The following is a 19179-nucleotide window of genomic DNA, read 5'->3' on the forward strand; positions in this document are numbered from 1 at the left end:
TCCAAAATCCATTCGCCTGTGCGCTGAGCGTTACCGCGAATTTAGCAACCTATCCCTCGAATTAATGCATCGGACAGGACGCCGTAATGCTGCGGCGATAGGTTTTTGTCAGCGCTATGACGCAACCAATTTAAGGAGAAACATCATGCCAAACGACAACAACGGTCAACATCGCAAGCCCTTGTCGGCCCGGCGCGTCGCGCTGCTCGGCTCCGCTGCAATGATCGGTGCAGCCATCGCCATCGCGGGGCCGTTAGGACATCACCAATTTGTCGAGCAAGCGTTCGCCGCTATTCCGACGTCACAGATGCAAGGTCCCGCGGGCTTCGCCGACCTGGTCGCGAAGGTCAAACCGGCCGTCATTTCAGTACGCGTGAGGCTGGACGAGGAGAGCAATGCAACCGGTTCCGAAGCCGAGAACCTGCCTCCATCCCTGCAAGGAACGCCCTTCGAAAAATTCTTCCGCCAGTTCGGCCCCGACGGCTTCCCCGGCGGCAAGCTGCAACGCCACGAGATCATCACCGGCGTCGGCTCCGGCTTCTTTATCTCCGCAGACGGTTATGCCGTGACCAACAATCACGTCGTCGATCATGCCAAGTCCGTGCAGGTGACGACGGATGACGGCACCATCTATACCGCAAAGGTGATCGGCACCGATCCCAAGACGGATCTCGCGCTCATCAAGGTCGACGGCAAGACGGACTTTGCCTACGTCAATCTCGAAAGCCAGGTACCGCGCGTCGGCGACTGGGTCGTGGCGGTCGGCAACCCCTACGGCCTCGGCGGCACCGTGACAGCCGGCATCATCTCGGCCGAGGGACGCGATATCGGTTCTGGGCCCTATGACAACTACATCCAGATCGACGCGCCGATCAACAAAGGCAACTCGGGCGGGCCGACCTTCGACACCAATGGCAACGTCATCGGCGTCAATACCGCGATCTATTCGCCGTCGGGCGGCTCGGTCGGCATCGGCTTCGATGTGCCGGCATCGACCGTGAAGATGATCGTCGCCCAGCTCAAGGAGCACGGCACCGTGACGCGCGGCTGGCTCGGTGTGCAGGTGCAGCCGGTCACCACCGGTATCGCCGAAAGCCTGGGCCTGAAGCAGGCCCGGGGTGCACTCGTCGACGAGGCCCAGCCGGACACGCCGGCGGCGCAGGCCGGCATCCGGCCGGGCGACGTAATCACGTCGGTCAACGGCAACGCGATCAAGGACTCGCGGACACTCGCGCGCGAGATTTCAGGGATGGCCCCGGGTAGCTCGGCGAAGCTCGACATCATTCGCAAGGGCGACGCGAAGACGCTCACAGTGACGCTTGCCAAGATGCCAAACGATACCCAAAAAGTTGCCCGGGCCGACGGGTCCGAGCAAGGGGCGAAGGGCATTCCTCACCTCGGTCTGTCGGTTGCCCCCGCAGGCGATGTCGGCGGCGCCGGCGACAGGGGTGTCGTGGTCACGGCCATCGAGCCGGACGGTCCGGCGGCCGAGCACGGCCTGCAGTCGGGCGACGTCATCCTCGACGTCGCAGGCAAGAGCGTCAGCTCTGCGGCCGACCTTCGCAACGCGCTCTCGGAAGCTAAGTCCGAAGGCAAGCATGACGTCCTGATGCGCGTCAAGACGTCGGACAATACCCACTTCGTGGCCATGCCGATTGGTTAGCCATGACGCAGGCCTGCCGTCGCGTGTTCTCCAAGCGCGACGGCGAGGCTCAATATCAGGAGCCCGCCGCGGCAACGCGGCGCGTTTACGCGCTCAACGCACTCACAGCACGGGCAAGCCATGAAGATATCCCAACTGCGCACGATCGTAATCGCCTGCGCGGCATCGGCCGCCGTCGCCGGCCTGGCACTGGCGTCGGAAGTTGCTGCCGGCCCTTCAAGGGCCGACCTCGCGCTTCTCGCGGGCGTGATGCAGCTCGTGCAGCAGGACTATGTGCATCCGGTCGACTCGGGCCAGCTCACCGACGCGGCCTTGAAGGGAATGCTGTCGCGCCTCGATCCACACTCCTCCTACATGACCGAGCTGGAATTTCGCGAGTCCAGAGAGGACATGAGCGGAAAGTTCGGCGGCGTCGGCCTCAAGATCACGGACCACAACGGGTTGCCGACAGTTCTTTCGCCAATCGACGATACGCCGGGTGCCCGTGCCGGCTTGCAGCCCGGCGACGCGATCGTTTCGGTCGATGGCCAAAGCACACACGGCGTGGACCTGATGGAGGTGATCAGGAAGATTCGCGGACAGCCGGGATCGATCGTGAAACTGACGATCCAGCGCGGCGGCCAGTCGCCCTTCGAGGTGCCCCTCACCCGGCAGGTCATTGAGGTCCGTAGCGTCAAGTCCAGGCTGGAAGCGAATGACGTGGGATATCTGCGGATCAGTGAGTTCGGCGAGCAGACGCCGAACGAACTGCACCAGGCTATCTCGGCGCTGCAGCACGAGGCGGGCGGCAAGCTCGCCGGCCTTGTCCTCGACCTGAGAAATGATCCCGGCGGCCTGCTCACCTCCGCGGTCGATGTATCCAGCGATTTCCTCAACGGCGGCACCGTCGTTTCGATCCGTGGGCGCAACGGCAACGACGATCAATCGTTCACGGCTCCTGCAACGGGTGCCTTGCTGCCGGACACTCCGATGGTCGTTCTCGTTAACAGCGCCTCCGCGTCAGCGTCCGAAATCGTTGCGGGCGCGCTGCAGGATCGCCATCGTGCGACCGTGATGGGAACGCAGAGCTTCGGCAAGGGATCTGTGCAGACCATCATCCCGATCAAGGACCATGGTGCCTTGCGGCTGACGAGCGCGCTCTACTACACCCCATCAGGCCGTTCCATTCAGGGCAACGGGGTTACACCCGATGTCGTCGTCGAGGCGGCCAAGGACGAACAGGTCGCGAACTCCCTGGTTTGGCGCGAAGCCCAGCTCCACGGCGCGTTCGCCAATCCCGGGACGCTGTCAAAATCCAACACAACGCCAGGCGCCAAGGGCGCATCTTCCGAAACAGCTTCTCCGCCGATCAAGGAAGAGCTGATCGGCACCGCTCGGGACACCCAACTCAAGGCAGCTCTGAACCATCTCGAACGCTTGCCGGCCGCAAATCCGGCCGTCATCCACACGAGCGCCCCGGGATGATGATCCTGTCAGTAACAGGCCAGATGCAATGACCACGCAGCGGCAAACCGCCCGGCCCGAACCGGAGAAGCCGACGATGACGGGAGAAATGTCCACCCTGATCCGCAAGTCGCGGCGCGCGCTGGCCGGCTGGATGAGCCTGATCGTCGCATCACTGATCGGGTTCCTGCTCACCGAAGGTGCGCCGTATCATCATCTCGCGGTGGGCGTTTTGCTGACCTCGTCGACGCTATTCGTCCTCATGGCGCTGTTTGAAGGTGTCTGGCGGCTGCTCGTCGAGCACGAGTTCTGAGAGCGACCGTTGTCCCCTCTGCCGGCGGTTCGTGCTTGCACGGCCCGAGGCGGGCGATCTCGAGCATGAAGCTCGCTGCCGGTCACATTCCGTGGCTTTCGAACACCTTCTTGCAGCTTGAGCTCAGGCTGGCTCGCTTCATCTGAAGGCAGCTTTGCACGGCGCCGTCATTGCCGAGGTCCTTGCGGCAGAAACGCTGTGCGTCGCGCGAGCATGCGGATTGTTCGGACTTGGTGCCGGCATGCTGCGCCAGCGCGGTACCGCCGCTCATCGCGGCAGCGGCACAAAGGGCTATGATCGAAAGATAACGCATCGGTGAATTCCTCCCGCAGCCCAACGGCAGCCGGAGCTCTTCGTTCCCTGGGGAACGAGGATCGAACTGCAGTTGGTTCCTCCGTGGACCTCGCCCACACGCCCGTTAGGACCCATGCCGCGGCTGGCGCGTTGGATGGGAACTTGACCATGCATACGACAGCCAGAGTTCGAGCACGTCGCCATCGAGGCGGCCCCACCTTCCCCATCACTATTCGCCCGACCGCGGCGGATGCCATGATCGCGCGTGCGATCGCCCGCAACACCGCACCTGCTCCGGAAGAGGTCGCCCGCGGGCTGACCTGGGGCGCTGACGAGAAGGTCCTGCTTGTGCTCGCGGCCGCCGGCTGGCTCGCCTCGCGCGGGCGCGGCGCCGCGCTGGAGCGCGCCAGCAATCATGCGCTGCTGGTGACGGTCGCAGCATCGCTGCTGCCGCACGGCTTGAAGTTGCTGTTCAACCAGACCCGCCCCGACCGTCTGACCGTGGTTGGCCACCTCAACGGCGTCTCGATCTCCGGCAAGCGTGAAGACGCCTTTCCCTCCGGCCACGCGCTGCACATGGGCGCGCTGGCGTCGGCGGCCGCGACGCTGCCCGCCAGCGCTCGCCACATAGTTCAGGGGCTTGCGGTCGGCCTTTCGCTGACGCGCATTCTGGTCCTCGCACACTGGACGAGCGACGTGATCGCGGGATTCGCGCTCGGAGCGGGTCTCGAGCGGCTGCTGCGCTTCTGGACCGGCTATCCGGGTGACGATCCGCCGCGGAGCAAGGCGCGATGACCGAATATGTGATCCGCTTTCTCTTGGGCGGCGCCGTCGTATCGGCCTTCGCGATGCTGGGTGACGTTCTGCGCCCGAAGAGCTTCGCCGGACTGTTCGGCGCAGCGCCTTCCGTTGCGCTCGCCACGCTCGGCATCGCCGTGTGCCAGCATGGCGCCGAATACGCCGCCCTGCAGAGCCGTGCGATGATCGCCGGCGCGCTCGCGCTCGCCGTCTATAGCTTCGTGGTCTGCCAACTGCTGATTCGTACCAGGTTGCGCGCGATCCCTGCAACATCGCTGTCGCTTGCCGTCTGGCTGACGATCGTGTTCGGCCTGCTGGCCCTTGCCGGAGGGCAAGCATGACGCCGGTCCGCTTCTCACCGTCGGCGCTGAGAGAGGGCAGCTGGAGCGAATATCTGATCCGCTTCGTGCTTGGCGGTGGCGCGACGGTCTTCACCGGGCTGATCAGCAGCTACTGCGGCGCGTATATCGGCGGCGCCTTTCTTGCACTTCCTGCCATTTTCTGCGCCAGCGCAACCCTGATCGAGAAGCATGAGATCCGCCGCAAGCGACAAGCGGGACTCAATGGCACGCGGCGCGGCCGGCAAGCCGCCGCACTCGACGCCGCAGGCGCCGCACTGGGTGCGTTCGGCATGCTGACGTTTGCGATTGTGTTCTCGCTGATGGTGGATCGCAGCGTCGCGGCTGCCTTCATCACCGCATCGCTTGCCTGGCTGAGCTGCTCGGTCGCTGCCTGGTATGCGCGTCGCAAGATGCGATCGGTGCGACGGACGCGGACGCAGGGAAACGACCCTGCCCGGCGCAAGGCTGACCGCATCGTGCACTGAACCTGGCAAGAACGGGGCAGGGCAATCGGTTCGACATTGAACTTCATTTTTGATCGGTGACGACCGACATTGCGTCAGCGGCCGGTGCGCGGTCATCCGCGATCGCTTCAACCGTCTCGACGATGCGTCGTCGTGCGGCGCGGTCCCGGATCGAGCGAAAGGCCCGAAGGAGCCGGAATGTATCCGCCGCATCTTCCGCCTGCCGTTCTTTCGTCAAAACTGTCCCCGCACGATAGCCGATCCAACGAATGCAAGAATCCGTTGCGGCTCCGGCACGCAACCGGAAGCCCGTTGGCAATTCAGCACGTCCTCGCCGGGTCTGCGTTGACCTTTGTCAAGATAACGAACGCTCGTGGCGGCTATGGCCCTCACCGGCCGGAACGGTCAGAGCCAAGCCAGGGATGGGGCCGCCCCTGCGATCCGGAGCCGGTCAGCCGCGATCCCGACAATCCAGGAAGCCTTTCGGTTGCCCCGTTTGCTGGCTGCTATGGCGCCAGATAGCGCAGCAGTTCCGGATCGCTTCGCACTTTGCCTGCTGCGCCCTGCAGGGCAACGCGGCCGCGGTCCAGCACATAGGCGTAGTCGGCGACGCGCAGCGCGAGGTCGAGATGCTGCTCGACGATCACGACCGAGATGCTCTTCGCAAGCTCGATCAGCCGTTCGGTGATCTCCTCGATGACGCCGATCCAGACGCCTTCGGTCGGCTCGTCCAACAGCAGCAGTTTCGGATTGCCGAGCATGGCGCGGCCGATCGCCAGCATCTTGCGTTCGCCGCCGGACAGCGTGCCGGCCGGCTGATCGAGGCGCTGGCCGAGCTTGGGGAAGATCTCGAGCACGCGATCGACCGCGCTCGTATCGGAATTGGTCAGCGAGCCGACCGCGAGGTTGTCGCGCACCGACAGGCGGGCGAAAACCGAATGCTCCTGCGGCACATAGCCGATGCCGGAGCGCACGCGCTCCTCGGTGCGGCGACGGGTGATGTCGCGGCCGTCGAAGAACAGTTCGCCTTGCGAGCTCGCGAGCTCGCCGACGATGGTCTTCATCAGCGTGGTCTTGCCGGCGCCGTTGCGGCCGAGCACGGCGACGCCGCCGCGCCAGGGAATGCCGATGTTGACATCGAACAGGACCTGGCTGCGGCCATAACCGGCATCGAGATGCCGGATATCGAGGAAGGACTGGTCAGGCACGGCGAAGATAAATCTCCTGGACGTTTCTGTTGGCCTGGATTTCCGCGACCGTGCCCGACGCCAGCACCTTGCCCTGGTCGAGCACCGTGAGGCGGTCGCAGATGTCGCGGATGAAATCGAGGTCGTGTTCGACGATGACGAGCGAGCAATGCTGCTTGATCGGCTGCAACAGCTCGCCGGTGACGCGGCGCTCCTCGAGGCTCATGCCGCCGGTCGGCTCGTCCAGCAGCAACAGCCGCGGCTTGCCGGCGAGCGCCATCGCGATCTCGAGCCATTGCTGCTGGCCGTGCGACAACGCCGCTGCGGCATCATACGCGCGGTCGGCGAGACGGAACTGGGTCAGCATCGTCATCACCTGATCGTGCAGCCTGTTGCGGGTGCGCGACAGCACGAGATCGAACAGCGACGAATGCGCCTGCAGCGCCAGCAGGATGTTGTCGTACAGCGTCAGCGTCGGCAGCACCGAGGTGATCTGGAATTTCAGGCTCATGCCGGCGCGGGCGCGCTCGGTCGGCGTGAATGCCGTGATGTCGGTGTTGACGAACGCGACCTTGCCCGTGGTCGGCACCTCGGCGCCGGCGACGCACTTCATCAGCGTGCTCTTGCCCGAGCCGTTGGGGCCGATCAGGCCATGAAACTCGTTCTCGCCGACGGTCAGCGCCGCACCATCGAGCGCGGTGAGCTTGCCGTACACCTTGCTGATTCCCGACGCCTCAAGGAGCGGCATGGCCGGTCTCCTTGGGCTTTGGCGCCTTGTTTGGTCCCTTCTTGTTTGGTCCCTTGCCGAAGCTGCCGACCCGCTCGCGCTCGCCGAGCACGAAGGAGACCAGCCCGAGCGGGCGGAACATGATCACGAGCAGCAGCAGCACGCCGAGGATGATCGGCCAGACGTCGCGATAATTGTCCGACAGCCAGAAGCTGACGCCCTCGATGATCACGGTGCCGATGACGGCGCCGATCAGCGTGCCGGAGCCGCCGAACAAGACGTAGAGCACGACCTGGGTCGAGAACACGACCCCCAGCATGTTGGGCCAGACAAATCCTTCGTGGAAGGCATAGAGGCTGCCGGCGAGGCCGGCAATGGTGCCGCCGACCGCGAAGATGATCGCCTTCAGATGCTGCGCCTTGTAGCCGAAGAAGGCGATGCGCTGCTCGTTCTCGCGCAGGCCGGCGAGCGCCAGCCCGAATTGCGAACGCACGAGGAAGCGGCAGAGCAGATAGACGACCACGAGGATGCCGAGCACCATGTAGTAGTAGACCGGCCCCTCCTCGAACTCGTAGCTGCCGAGCGTGAGCGGCGGGATCGACGGGATGCCGTTCTGGCCGCCGAGATAGTACCAGCCGCGCGCCAGCCGATCCGCCGCATAGGAGCCGGTCAGGGTGCCGAGCGAGACGAAGATCACGCTCGAGGGATAGCGCCCGAGCAGCAGGAAGCCGCCGAGCAGCAGCGAGGCCGTGAGGCCGATCAGCATGCCGGCGGGCAGGATCAGAAGGATCGAGGTGACGTTGAGGTCGCGCGCCATCAGCGCCACGCCGTAGCCGGCGGCGCCGAAGAACAGCGCCTGGCCGAAGCTCATGATGCCAGCATAGCCCCACACCAGGTCGAACGACAGCGCGAACAGCGCGAGGATCACCACGCGGGTGGCGAACACCGTGAGATAATCCTGCAGCACCCATGGCAGGACCAGTGCGATCAAGAGCACCAGCCCTTCCACGATCGGCAGGACCTTCCATCCTGCCGATGCCCGTCCCGCCGGCGCGCTCGCGGCCGGTACGTCCTCGCGCGTCACGACATCCGGTCCCTCACCGATGCGTGCGACGGCCTGCTCTGCTCCACCCATTGATTGCTCAGCATTCCTTGGGATCGACGAGACCGGCGCTGCGTGCCACGATCTCATAGTTCCCGCCTTTGGCAACAGCGGTGTACATCTTCATCTTGCAGTGACGCTTGCCGGGAACCATTTCGGCGGGGCCGCCGGGCCCTTCGGCGATCTTGGCGTGGTCGAGCGCGGCGGCAACCGAGTCACGGTCGACCTTGCCGGCTTCCTTGACTGCGGCTTCCCACAGCTTGAGGCCGCGATAGGTTCCGGTGGCGGCGCTGCCGGCCGCGAACAGGAAGTTGCCCGGGAAATCCTTCTCATAGGCCGCCTGGAGCTTGGCGTCGAACGGATCCTCCTTGGTCAGCACCTTGAAGTAATCGAGGCAGCTCGCCAGACCCTCGATCTCGTTGGCCTGATTGATGTTGAGCGTGTTCTCGTCATAGTAGACGCAGGCGAGCCGCCCGCCGTTCTTGAGGAAGCCGGCTTCATAAAGCTGCTTGAAGAACGGGCCTACGCCCGGCGGGATCACGGTGTTGAAGACGACATCGACCTTGTTCGAGATGATGCGGTTGACGGTCGACGAGAAGTCGACCTGATCGAGCGGGTAATACTCCTCGAACACGACCTCGCCGCCATTGTCCTCGATCACCTTGCGCGCGTAGACGTTGAGCGTGTGCGGCCAGACATAGTTGGCGCTCGGCAGCGCGAACTTCTTGCCGCCGTTCTTGATCAGCCACGGAATGAACTCGTCGCATTGCTGCGCCGGCGTCGGCCCGGTGCAGAACAGATAGGGCGTGCACTCCTTGCCCTCGTAGAGCTGCGGATAGATGTAGAGCGTCTTGCCGCGCGCCACGATCGGGTCCTTGATCGCGTTGCGCATCGACGAGGTGATGCCGCCCAGCACCATGTCGACCTTGTCGCGCTGGATCAGCTTGCGGACATTGCCGACCGCGACCGATTCGTTCGAGGCGGTATCCTCGATGTAGAGCTCGAGCGGCCGGCCGAGCAGGCCGCCGCCGGCGTTGATCTCCTTGATCACCATCTTGGCGACGTTGGCGTCGGCATTGCCGGCATAGGCGATCGGGCCGGTCAGGTCGGTTGCGATGCCGACCTTGATCGGTCCCTCGGCGGCGTTGGCCCAATCCGGCCTCACCACCCAGCTGCCGACCCCGGTCGCGAGCGCGCCGGTCGCGAAGGCAAAATTGCTCATGAAGCGGCGGCGCGTGAGATTCATGCGTTCAATCGACATGGTGACTAGACCCCTTTCCCAGCAATGAGGCCTTGCGGCCGGAATTTGATGAAGGCGATGGCGAGCACGAAGACGAGGACGTCGGCGACGACAGGCGACATGACCCAGGGCAGCGCCGCGCTGAGCGTGCCGATCACGCCGGCGCCGGCGACCGGACCGATGAAGGAGCCGACCCCACCGACCATCACGGCGACGAAGCCCTGGATCAGGAAACGGATGCCGAGATCGGCGAACAGGCTGAACACCGGCACGATCAGCGCGCCGGCAAGCCCGGCCAGCGCCGCGCCGAACGCAAAGGTCGCGCCGTAGATCAGCGGCGTCGAGATGCCCGACGCACGCGCCAGCGCCGGGTTTTCCAGCGTGGCGCGGACCCGAAGCCCGAACGAGGTGCGCGCCAGCAGCAGATAGCAGCCGCCCATCACCAACAGCGTGATCACGATGATGGTGAAGCGCCAGGCCGAGATGTGGACGGAGCCGAGGTCGATCGAACCGCCGATCGGCTCCGGCACCGTGAGATAGAAGCCGCCGATCAGGCCGCGGACGCTTTCGCGGATGATCAGCCCGAGCGCATAGGTGCCGAGCATCGCCACGATCGGCGCGGCATAGAACCGCCTGATGATCAGCGCCTCCAGCACGAAGCCGAGCGCGCCGACCACAAAGGGCGCGGCGACCATGCCGGCCCACACCGGCGCACCATGGGCGTAGGCCAGATAGGTCACATAGGCCCCGAGCAGGACGAACTCGCCCTGCGCGAAGTTGAAGATGCCCATCATGCTGGCGATGATGCCGAGCCCGAGCACGACCAGCACGATGATCGCGCCGAAGCTCACGATCTCGAACACCGCGGCGAAGGTGCTAGCCATGGTGCCCGATCCGTTCGGCCTGTTTCTGCGACAAGCGGCGCCTCACATCTTCTTCCAGTCGCCGGCCTGCTCGAAGGCGTGGGCGGCGCGGTAGATGGTGGATTCCTCGAACATCCGGCCGACCAGCATCAGGCCGACCGGCAGCCCGTCGACCATGCCGCAAGGCAGCGACATCGCCGGGTGATGGGTGATGTCGAACGGCGCGGTGTTGGAGATCATCTCCAGCGCGCGGGCGACATACTCCTCGCGGCTGGCATTGGCCTCGGGCAATTTCGTCGCCTTCATCGGCGTGGTCGGCATCAGCAGCAGATCGTAGTCCTTGAAGGCCTTGTCATAGGCTGCGGCCAGCCGGCGGGAGATGTTGAGCGCCTTGCCGTAGAAGCGCGGACCGAAGGTGTTGTTGATGTAGGTGCCGAGCATCATGAACAGCTTCGTGGTCTCGGACAGCGAATCCGCCTGACGGCGCCAGCCGCGGTGGAAATCCATCAGCGAGGTCGAATAGAGATCGCCGCGGCTGAGGCCGTAGCCGTCGCCGAACATCATGGTCTGGGTCAGGCCTTCGGTACCGATCGGCGTCCAGATCGCGCCGGCGAGCATGTGCATCGGGATCGACACCGTCTCGACGGTGGCGCCGAGGTCCTTGAAGCGCTTGGCCGCCTCATGCACGCTCTCATTCACCGCGGCCTCCGCGGTCGGCTGCTCAAAACCTTCCTTGACGATGCCGATCTTCATGCCCTTGACGCCCTTGCCGAGCGCCTTGGTGTAGTCGTCGACCTTCGGCGCCTTGATCCGCGGATCGTAGCCGTCGTCGCCGGCCAGCACTTCCAGCAGCAGCGCGTTGTCCTCCACGGTCGCGGTCATCGGGCCGGTGTGGTCGACATAGATCTCGATCGGCATGATGCCGGTGTAGGGCACGAGACCCCAGGTCGGCTTCATGCCGTAGGTGCCGCAGAACGAGGACGGCATGCGGATCGAGCCCCCCTGGTCGCCGCCGATCGCCATGTCGACCTCGCCGAGCGCGACCACAACGCCGGAGCCCGACGACGAGCCGCCGGCCGAATAGCCCATCTTGTGCGGATTGTGCACGGGCCCGTAGGAGCCGGTGTGGCTGCCGCCGGACAGGCAGAAATGCTCGCAGTGCGTCTTGCCGGCGATCTCGGCGCCGGCATCCAGCATGCGCGTGACGATGGTGGCGTCGAAATCGGGGATATAGCCTTCCAGCGTCGACGAGCCGTTGGTCATCGGCACGCCGGCCAGCATGATGTTGTCCTTCAGCGCCACCGTCTTGCCCTTGAGCTTGCCGGAGGCTGCGCCCTTCACCGTCGACTTGCGGTACCAGGCGTTGTGCTTGTTGTCTTCCGGTGCCGGACGATAGCCGGGCGTGCGCGGATACTTCACTTCGGGCAATTCGTCCGGCATCTGGGCGACGAGGTTGTAGGCATCGACCGAGCCCTGCATCAGGCCGCGGAACGAGGCCACGTCCTCATCGGTCAGGGACAGGCCGCACTGCTCGGCGACGGCACGAAGTTGCGTTGGCGTGGGAAGGACGACGGTCACGGCGCTCTCCTGAAGCTTTTGATCTTTGGATTTGATTCCTGGATCGGATTCCCTGGGCACGGAGCAGCGGCAGCGCGTTTGCCCCGCGCGAACCGCTCACCCCGATGTTGTATTGAAAACGGAAATATTTTCCTTTTCAAGTATTATTTCATGGATCGGGTAGGCAGGCTGTCGCATCCGGCGTCAGATCGCCTTGATCACCCTGAAGTCGAGGCCATCGGCCTCGGCCAGATACATCGGCATCCTGGCATGGCCATTGCGCACCGTAACCGGACCACGCGGGCCGCGATAGACGAGATTGTCCGCTGCCGCGAGCAGCGGGCGCATGTCCAGCGTGCCGGCGCGGTTGGCGGCAGCCTCCAGCAGGCAGAAGCCTTCATAGGCGGACTCGCCGCACGATCCGACCGGCGGCGCGAACGGACCGAACATCGCGCGATAGCGGTCCCTGAAATCGTCGCCGGCCTGCGAGCCGACCGAGGGGAAGTAGCCGGAGGCGCAGAACAGGTTCTCGGTCTTGTCGGCGCCGATGCCGAGCAGCGCCGTTTCGTCGAAACAGCCGGCAAAGCGCAACGTGGTGGCGGCGAGCCCGGCCTCGGCGAAGGCGCGGTTGAAGGTCACGCCGTCGGTGCCGATCAGCGAGATCAGCACGACATCGGGCTTCGCCGCACGGATCCGCTCCAGATGCGCTTCGTGATCGTCCTCGCCGACCGGCACGAACTCCTCGCCGACCACGAGGCCCCCGGTCTCCTTGATGTAGCGCTTCACCGCGCGGTGCGACTGCCAGGGCCAGACATAATCGCTGCCGATCAGGTACCAGCGCCTGGCGCGCTTCGCCTCGGCCAGCCAGTGGATCGACGGCCGGTTCTGCCAACGCGGCGTCTCGCCGATCGCAATAACGCCCGGCGTCCGCTCGCCGCCCTCATAGACCGGCGTGTAGATGTAGGGGATCTTGCTGCGGGTGATGAGGTTGCGCAGCGCGACACGCACCGCGCTGGTGTGCATGCCCATGATGAGATCGACCTCGTCGGAGGCGATCGCCTGCTCGGCGCGGTCGATCACCTCGTCGATCGGGCCGCCGGCGTCGTAGACCGCGAACTCGATCTCCCGGCCAAGAATGCCGCCGCGCCGGTTGATTTCCGCAACGGCGAGCTGCGCGGTCGAGGTCGCGGCCGGCCCCCACATCCCGGGCGAACCGGAGCAACAGACGAAGCCGCCGATCCGCAGCCGGTTGCGCGCGCCGCGCGGGCCGAACCCGCCGCGATCCATCGGCGCAAGCAGACGATCCGACGCCGCCGACGCCAGGTTCCTGAACAGCAGGGACGGCGGGAACGGGAGGTTTCTTGCCATGACATTGGGCGTCGAATGCACACCTGCTCCTGTCCGGCACCCGCACGCCGCTCACGGCATCGCCCTCACGGGCGACGGTGCCACGCTAGATCGCCTTGATCACCTTGAAGTCGAGCCCATCGGCCTCCGCGAGATACATCGGCATCTCGGCATGGCCGTTGCGAACCGTGACCGGGCCGCGTGCACCGCGATAAACGACGTTGCGCGCCGCCGTAAGCAGCGGCCGCATCGCCAGCGAGCCGGCGCGGTTGGCGGCGGCTTGCAGGAAGTACACTCCCTCATAGGCTGACTCGCCGCACGATCCGACCGGCGGCGCGAACGGCCCGAACATCGCGCGATAGCGCTCTTGGAAATCGTCATTGGCGCGCGATCCGTGGCCGGGGAAATAGCCCGAGGCGCAGAACAGGTTCTCCGAATTGTCGGCGCCCATGCCAAGCAGCACGGTCTCGTCCATCCCGCCGCCGAACCGCAGCGTGGTGGCGGCGAGCCCGGATGCGGCGAAAGCGCGGTTGAAGGTGATGCTGTCGGTGCCGATCAGCGAGATCAGCACGACATCGGGCTTTGCCGCGCGAATCCGCGCCAGATGTTGCTCATAATTGTCCTCGCCGACGGGCACGAATTCCTCACCGACGACCTGGCCGCCGGTCTCCCTGATGTAGCGCTTCACGGCGCGATGCGACTGCCACCCCCACACATAGTCGCTGCCGATCAGATACCAGCGCGAGGCCTTCTTGACCTCAGCCAGCCAGTGGATCGACGGCCGTATCTGCCAGCGCGGCGTCTCGCCGATTGCGGCTACGCCCGGCGTCCGCTCGCCACCCTCGTAGAGGGACGAATAGATGTAGGGAATGCGGTCGCGGGTCAGCTTGCGCAGCGCGAGGCGCACCGCGCTGGTGTGTATGCCCATGATGAGATCGACTTCGTCGAGTGCGATCGCCTGCTCGGCGCGGTCGAGCACCTCGTCGAGCGGCCCGCCGGCATCGTAGACTGAGAACTCGACCTCGCGGCCGAGGATGCCGCCGCGCCGGTTGATCTCGGCGACGGCGAGCTGCGCGCTGCTGGTGGCAGACAGCCCCCATATCCCGGACGAGCCGGTGCAGGAGACGAAGCCGCCGATCTTGAGCTTGCTGGCTGCCCCGCGCCGCCTCAACAGGCTGCGGTCGGATGGCGACATCGCCTGATCGGCCGGCGCCGCCAGGTTCCTGAACAGCAGGGATGGCGGGCATGGGAGGCCGCAACCGGCCATGACCTTGAGCGTCGAATGCACACCTGCTCCTGTCTGGCACCGGCACGCCGCGCGGCGAGCACGGCATCGCCCTCGCGGGCGACGGTACCATTCTAGATCGTCTTGATCACATTGAAGTCGAGACCGTCGGCCTCGGCAAGATAGATCGGCATTTCGGCACGGCCATCGCGAATGGTGACGGTGCCGCGGGCGCCGCTGTAGACGAGGTTGCGCGCCGCGGCGGACAACGGCCCCGTGGACAGCGAGCGGGCGCGGTTGGCCGCCGCTTCGAGAAAGCGCATCCCCTCGTAGTTCGACTGTCCGACCGAGCCGATCGGCGGCGCGAGCGCCCCGAACATCGCGCGGTAGCTGATCTGGAACTCGTCATTGGCGCGCGAATCGACGCAGCCGAAATAGCCGGAGGCGCAGAACAGGTTCTCGGTCGCGTCCGGCCCGATGCCGAGCAGCACGGTCTCGTCCATCGCGCCGGCATAGCGCAGCGTGGTGGCGGCGAGTCCCGCGTCGGCGAAGGCGCGGTTGAAGGTGATGCTGTCGGTCCCGATCAGGGTGATCAGCACGACATCGGGCCGGGCCGCGCGGATCCGCGCCAGATGCGGCTCGTGATCGTCCTCGCCGAGCGGGACGAATTCCTCGCCGACCACCTGGCCGCCGGCCTCCTTGATGTAGCGCTTCACCGCGCGATGCGACTGCCAGGGCCAGACATAGTCGCTGCCGATCAAATACCAGCGCTGCGCCTTCTTGACCTCGGTGAGCCAGTGGATCGCCGGACGGCTTTCGGCGCGCGGCGTCTCGCCGATCGCCATCACGCCGGGCGTCCGCTCGCCGCCTTCATAGACCGGCGTGTAGACATAGGGGATGCGGCCGGCCGTGACCTTGCGCAGCGCGAGGCGGACCGCCGAGATATGCGAGCCCATGATCACGTCGATCTCGTCGAAGGCGATCGCCCGCTCGGCGCGGCGCACCACCTCCTCGATCGGGCCGCCGGCGTCGTACATCGACAATTCGACCTCGCGGCCGCGGATGCCGCCGCGCCGGTTGATCTCGGCGACCGCCAGCATGACGCTGTTGGCCGAGATCGGCCCCCAGATCCCGGGCGCGCCTGAGAAGGTGATGAAATTGCCGATTCTAAGCTTGCCGTCGGTGCCGCCACGGCGCGAGGAGCCCGGCTTGACGGTCAAAGCGAGATCGGCCGCACAGGACGACGGATTTCGAAACAGGTGCGGCGGCGCGACGGGCATGCCGCCATACGCCTGGAAGGAGACCGTCGAGAGCACGCCAACTCCTGTCTGGGAAGCAGTACGCAACGCAGCCAGCGGGCGGTCGCGGCATCCGCCCCTTGGTTGGGGGAATATCCTAGGGGAAAATATTGAATATTCAACAATTGAAGTGCATATAGAAATGGCATGAGTTGCCGGACATTCATTCACCGGGTCAGGAACCAGGTCTCACGCCGTGGCTAAACCGCCGAAAGAAAATTCCCCGATCACCGAACACCTCACCTACCTGCTCGCGCAAGCCAACCGGGAGATCAACCGGCAGTTGGAGACGCGGCTGGCCAAGGAAGGCGTGCCGGTCGAGCAGTGGCGCATCCTCAAAGTGCTGTCCGACGGCAACGGACACTCGATGGGCGAGCTTGCCGACGCGGTGCTGCTCAACCATCCGACGCTGACCAAGATGATCGACCGCATGGTGTCGGACGCGCTGGTCTATCGCGTGCAGGATCCCAAGGATCGCCGCAAGGTGCTGATGTTCGTCTCCGACCGAGGCAAGGCGCTGTGCCGCCGCCTGAACTCGCTGGCGGTGAGCCAGGAGGAGCACATCGTCGAGAGCTATGGCGACAAGTCGACCACCGAGCTCAAGCGCCTGCTGGAAAGCCTGATCGGCAGCGCGAACTGAGGCAACAGCCTCCGCTACGACGCCACCTCGTCCTGCGCCACCAGGCCGGCAGGCCGTACCGGCTTGAGGGCGGTATCAGCGACCGGATGGGCCAGCCGGTTGCCGACGATCATGATCGCGCACACCGCATAGCAGCAGACGCCGAGTGCGAATGTCGTGGTGATGCCGAACTGGATCGACAGCGCCATGCCGAGCACGGAAGCAAGCATCGAGGTGATGCCGTTGGTGCTCCAGAAGAAAGGCAGCAGCCCGTCATGGCGCCGCCAGATGCCGAGGCCCAGCGGAAACATCATGCCCATGCAGAAAGCCGGCGGCGCCAGCAGCGCGACCGACACCAGGATGCGGATGTCGGTCGGCGCGGAGCGCGCCCAAGCGGTGACGGCCGGCGTCAGCAGGCTGCGGCCACCAGCGTTGCGCCCAGCGCCACGAGGCGAGCGATCAACATGGCCGGCCGCGAAGGCGCGGCACCCACAGTGGCGCTGCCGATGCCGCCGAACAGCAGGATCGTGAACAGCACGACGCTGAGCCCGTAGACCGGGTGGCCGAGGAACACCATCAGCCGTTGCATCTGCGAAATCTCGATCAGCATGAAGCCCATGCCGATCGCTGCGAAATAGGCCACCGGCGGCACCAGTGTGGCCACCGGCATCCGCCGCATCAGGCGCGTGAAGGGAATGCCGATGTAGTAGATGCAGATGCCGAGCTGGAAGACGAGCACCCATTTGATGATGCCGAGCGCGGCGTTGTTCTGCGCCTCTAAGCCGTTCTTGAGAAATAGATCGGCAAGTCGCGCGGTATAGAAGAAGAATGGCTTGTCGTCGGTCGAGGCCGCGATGTTTGCCGGCAATGAATCAAGGAAGCTCTGGTCGGCCTTGCCCGATAGAAGCGTCGAGGTGACACTGTCATACGCGATATCCGGCCCGAGCAGCAGCTTGAATCCCTGTGCTTCCAGCCGGTCGCGCGCGCCCTGCCATTGCACCGCCGTGAACGCCTCGGGCCGGGTCATGACCGTGACGACGCTGCCGACATTCGCCGCAATGACATGCTGCGACAGTTCGGTCATCGGCACGCCCTGATGCTGCAGCGCCTCGGCCGCGATCGCAATCAGGCGATAGAACTCGCCGCGATAGACCGTCGGTTCGTACCAGCGCGACACGGAGAGCATGCCGCCCGGCTTCAAGGCGCGGAAGAAATCGTCCCACGCCTCCACGGTGTAGAGCCGGTTCTCGGTCAGCGTCAGCCCGCCGGCTGCGGTGGCGGCCCAGGTGTCGATCAGCGAGATCTGGATCAGGTCGTAGCGATCGGGCGAATGGTTGATGTAACTGCGCGCCTCCGCATTGACCAGCGACACGCCGGGCTGGCGATGGAGATGGCCCGAATAATCGGCGAACTTGTCGGTCAGCACTTCGAAGATCGCGGGATTGATTTCGATGCCGTGGATTCGCTGCGCGCCGAAATAGAGGCCGGAGAGGATGTCGCGGCCGCCGCCGACGCCGACCACGGCCACGTCGCCCGGCCGTTGCTGCACCAGATAGGGCGCGTTGATGACGTCGTCCTTGAGATAGGAAACCTTCGTCAGATCGCCGGAGAAGCGGGTGATCGGCGTCGCCGCGTCGGCATCGATGTCGAGATAGAGCTGCTCGATCCTGGTATCCGGGGTGCGCGAGAAGGACCAGCCGAACGGCATCGTGAGCCCGAGATCGGTCACGCGGATGCGCGAATAGGTGTTCCAGCGCTCGAACAACGTTCCGGTCTGCGGGGTGCCCTTAGCCCAGATCACGCCAAGATGGCTGCTGCCGGTTGCGGCAAGCGCGGTGTGAACGGCGGCGAGCGCGGCGAGACCAAGCGCGCTGTTGCGGCTCAGGCGCACATCGCTTCGGCCTTCGCCGTGACCGACCACGAACCAGCCGACGGCCGCGGCGCAGGCGCCGATCCACAGCGTCGCGCTGACCGGATCGATCACCAGCAGCACGAAGATGATGCCGAGGCATCCGACCGCGGCGCCGACCAGATCGGCAGCGTAGAGCCAGCCGCCGACATAGGGCAGCCGGGTCAGAAGAATCGTGATGCAGATGCCGCCCTCGGCAAACGGAATGGTGAAAGCCAGCGCCACCACGGCGAGCGCAGACATGGCATATGCGTCGGGCACGACCAGCGGCGCATACAGAAAGGCGCACATGACAGCGACGCCGCTGATCGCGAACCGCGCGGCGTGCCGGGCAAATTCCGGCGCCACACGCTCCGGCGCATAACGGGTGGAATCCTCATAAACCTTCATTGCACCGCGCGTCAGCCCGAACATCGCAAGGGCGATGGCCCCGAAAGCGAAGTGGTAATGCACCATCACGCTGAAGAAGCGGGTGATGAGGATCTGATAGGCCAGCGTGGCCGACGCCAGCACGAAGATCGCCGGATAGTAGCGGCCGGGCATCGTCGTCGCGGTCTGCAAGGCGCTACCTCCTGATCGAGCCCTGATCAAAGAGACGCTTTGATGCGCGTTGGCGGCTCGCCCAACGCGCCCCGCAATATTGAAGCACAGAGCACTAACAAGTGATTGATTGGACGAGCCAATACCGACTTTGAGTAGTGGTTGAACCGTCGGCGGCCTTATCGCAGGGTTACCAGGGAACCCAAAATCGCGAAAATACCGCCTCACCGACGGACAGCCATGCCGGGA

The 19179-nt window shown here is 65.1% G+C and carries 20 protein-coding genes; 7 read left to right on the forward strand and 13 right to left on the reverse strand.

Annotated features, from left to right (window positions below; genetic code table 11):
* Positions 1-145: 145 nt before the first annotated feature.
* From ACVW1C_RS17720 to ACVW1C_RS17730, 3 genes are all read left to right on the forward strand, one after another.
* Positions 146-1663: a Do family serine endopeptidase gene (locus tag ACVW1C_RS17720; RefSeq protein ID WP_456759525.1), complete on the forward strand. Its 1518-nt coding sequence runs from the start codon at positions 146-148 to the stop codon at positions 1661-1663.
* A gap of 120 nt (positions 1664-1783) precedes the next feature.
* Positions 1784-3127 carry a S41 family peptidase gene (locus tag ACVW1C_RS17725; protein ID WP_456759526.1) on the forward strand — a complete coding sequence of 448 codons (1344 nt, stop codon included), beginning with the start codon at positions 1784-1786 and terminating at the stop codon, positions 3125-3127.
* Between the two features lie 28 nt (positions 3128-3155).
* Positions 3156-3419, forward strand: coding sequence for a hypothetical protein (locus ACVW1C_RS17730; protein ID WP_456759527.1), 264 nt, complete (start codon positions 3156-3158; stop codon positions 3417-3419).
* Positions 3420-3501: 82 nt separating this feature from the next.
* Here ACVW1C_RS17730 and ACVW1C_RS17735 read toward each other — a convergent pair whose 3' ends face one another.
* Positions 3502-3732, reverse strand: a complete 231-nt coding sequence (locus ACVW1C_RS17735) for a hypothetical protein (protein ID WP_456759528.1) — start codon at positions 3730-3732, stop codon at positions 3502-3504.
* Between the two features lie 149 nt (positions 3733-3881).
* On the opposite strand from ACVW1C_RS17735, the gene ACVW1C_RS17740 reads away from it, so the two are divergent.
* From ACVW1C_RS17740 to ACVW1C_RS17750, 3 genes are read left to right on the forward strand one after another with little or no spacing between them, the layout of a single operon-like run.
* Positions 3882-4508 carry a phosphatase PAP2 family protein gene (locus ACVW1C_RS17740; RefSeq protein WP_456759529.1) on the forward strand — a complete coding sequence of 209 codons (627 nt, stop codon included), beginning with the start codon at positions 3882-3884 and terminating at the stop codon, positions 4506-4508.
* Positions 4505-4852, forward strand: a complete 348-nt coding sequence (locus ACVW1C_RS17745) for a DUF3147 family protein (RefSeq protein WP_456759530.1) — start codon at positions 4505-4507, stop codon at positions 4850-4852. The genes ACVW1C_RS17740 and ACVW1C_RS17745 overlap by 4 nt, the downstream gene beginning before the upstream one ends.
* Positions 4849-5337: a DUF3147 family protein gene (locus ACVW1C_RS17750; RefSeq protein WP_456759531.1), complete on the forward strand. Its 489-nt coding sequence runs from the start codon at positions 4849-4851 to the stop codon at positions 5335-5337. Before ACVW1C_RS17745 ends, ACVW1C_RS17750 begins: the two co-directional genes overlap by 4 nt.
* Positions 5338-5380: 43 nt before the next feature.
* Here ACVW1C_RS17750 and ACVW1C_RS17755 read toward each other — a convergent pair whose 3' ends face one another.
* From ACVW1C_RS17755 to ACVW1C_RS17800, 10 genes are all read right to left on the reverse strand, one after another.
* On the reverse strand, positions 5381-5554 hold the full coding sequence (locus ACVW1C_RS17755; protein WP_456759532.1) for a hypothetical protein: 174 nt from the start codon (positions 5552-5554) through the stop codon (positions 5381-5383).
* Between the two features lie 268 nt (positions 5555-5822).
* The gene (locus tag ACVW1C_RS17760) at positions 5823-6524 is read right to left on the reverse strand and encodes a branched-chain amino acid ABC transporter ATP-binding protein (protein ID WP_456759533.1); all 702 of its coding nucleotides are present in this window, start codon (positions 6522-6524) and stop codon (positions 5823-5825) included.
* A complete protein-coding gene (locus ACVW1C_RS17765) occupies positions 6517-7251 on the reverse strand; it encodes an ABC transporter ATP-binding protein (protein WP_456759534.1) in 735 nt (244 codons plus the stop codon). The genes ACVW1C_RS17760 and ACVW1C_RS17765 overlap by 8 nt, the downstream gene beginning before the upstream one ends.
* The gene (locus tag ACVW1C_RS17770; protein WP_456759535.1) at positions 7238-8365 is read right to left on the reverse strand and encodes a branched-chain amino acid ABC transporter permease; all 1128 of its coding nucleotides are present in this window, start codon (positions 8363-8365) and stop codon (positions 7238-7240) included. The genes ACVW1C_RS17765 and ACVW1C_RS17770 overlap by 14 nt, the downstream gene beginning before the upstream one ends.
* A 7-nt stretch (positions 8366-8372) precedes the next feature.
* Positions 8373-9593: a substrate-binding protein gene (locus ACVW1C_RS17775; protein WP_456759536.1), complete on the reverse strand. Its 1221-nt coding sequence runs from the start codon at positions 9591-9593 to the stop codon at positions 8373-8375.
* Positions 9594-9598: 5 nt separating this feature from the next.
* Positions 9599-10456, reverse strand: coding sequence for a branched-chain amino acid ABC transporter permease (locus ACVW1C_RS17780; RefSeq protein ID WP_456759537.1), 858 nt, complete (start codon positions 10454-10456; stop codon positions 9599-9601).
* 42 nt (positions 10457-10498) lie between these two features.
* A complete protein-coding gene (locus ACVW1C_RS17785) occupies positions 10499-12013 on the reverse strand; it encodes an amidase (RefSeq protein WP_456759538.1) in 1515 nt (504 codons plus the stop codon).
* A 183-nt stretch (positions 12014-12196) separates the two neighbouring features.
* The gene (locus ACVW1C_RS17790) at positions 12197-13360 is read right to left on the reverse strand and encodes a substrate-binding domain-containing protein (RefSeq protein ID WP_456759539.1); all 1164 of its coding nucleotides are present in this window, start codon (positions 13358-13360) and stop codon (positions 12197-12199) included.
* An 85-nt stretch (positions 13361-13445) separates the two neighbouring features.
* Positions 13446-14606 (reverse strand): substrate-binding domain-containing protein, encoded by a 1161-nt coding sequence (locus ACVW1C_RS17795; RefSeq protein ID WP_456763111.1) that lies wholly within the window; start codon positions 14604-14606, stop codon positions 13446-13448.
* 92 nt (positions 14607-14698) lie between these two features.
* Positions 14699-15880: a substrate-binding domain-containing protein gene (locus ACVW1C_RS17800; RefSeq protein ID WP_456759540.1), complete on the reverse strand. Its 1182-nt coding sequence runs from the start codon at positions 15878-15880 to the stop codon at positions 14699-14701.
* A gap of 178 nt (positions 15881-16058) precedes the next feature.
* Between ACVW1C_RS17800 and ACVW1C_RS17805 the strand changes: the two genes are divergently transcribed.
* A complete protein-coding gene (locus tag ACVW1C_RS17805; protein WP_038387042.1) occupies positions 16059-16502 on the forward strand; it encodes a MarR family winged helix-turn-helix transcriptional regulator in 444 nt (147 codons plus the stop codon).
* Positions 16503-16516: 14 nt separating this feature from the next.
* On the opposite strand, the gene ACVW1C_RS17810 is transcribed toward ACVW1C_RS17805, so the two are convergent.
* Positions 16517-16837, reverse strand: a complete 321-nt coding sequence (locus ACVW1C_RS17810; protein WP_456759541.1) for a hypothetical protein — start codon at positions 16835-16837, stop codon at positions 16517-16519.
* Between the two features lie 53 nt (positions 16838-16890).
* Entirely contained in the window at positions 16891-18951 is a 2061-nt protein-coding gene (locus tag ACVW1C_RS17815; protein WP_456759542.1) for a hypothetical protein, read from the reverse strand.
* Between the last annotated feature and the right edge of the window lie 228 nt (positions 18952-19179).

It is taken from the genome of Bradyrhizobium sp. USDA 4011 (assembly GCF_054063415.1).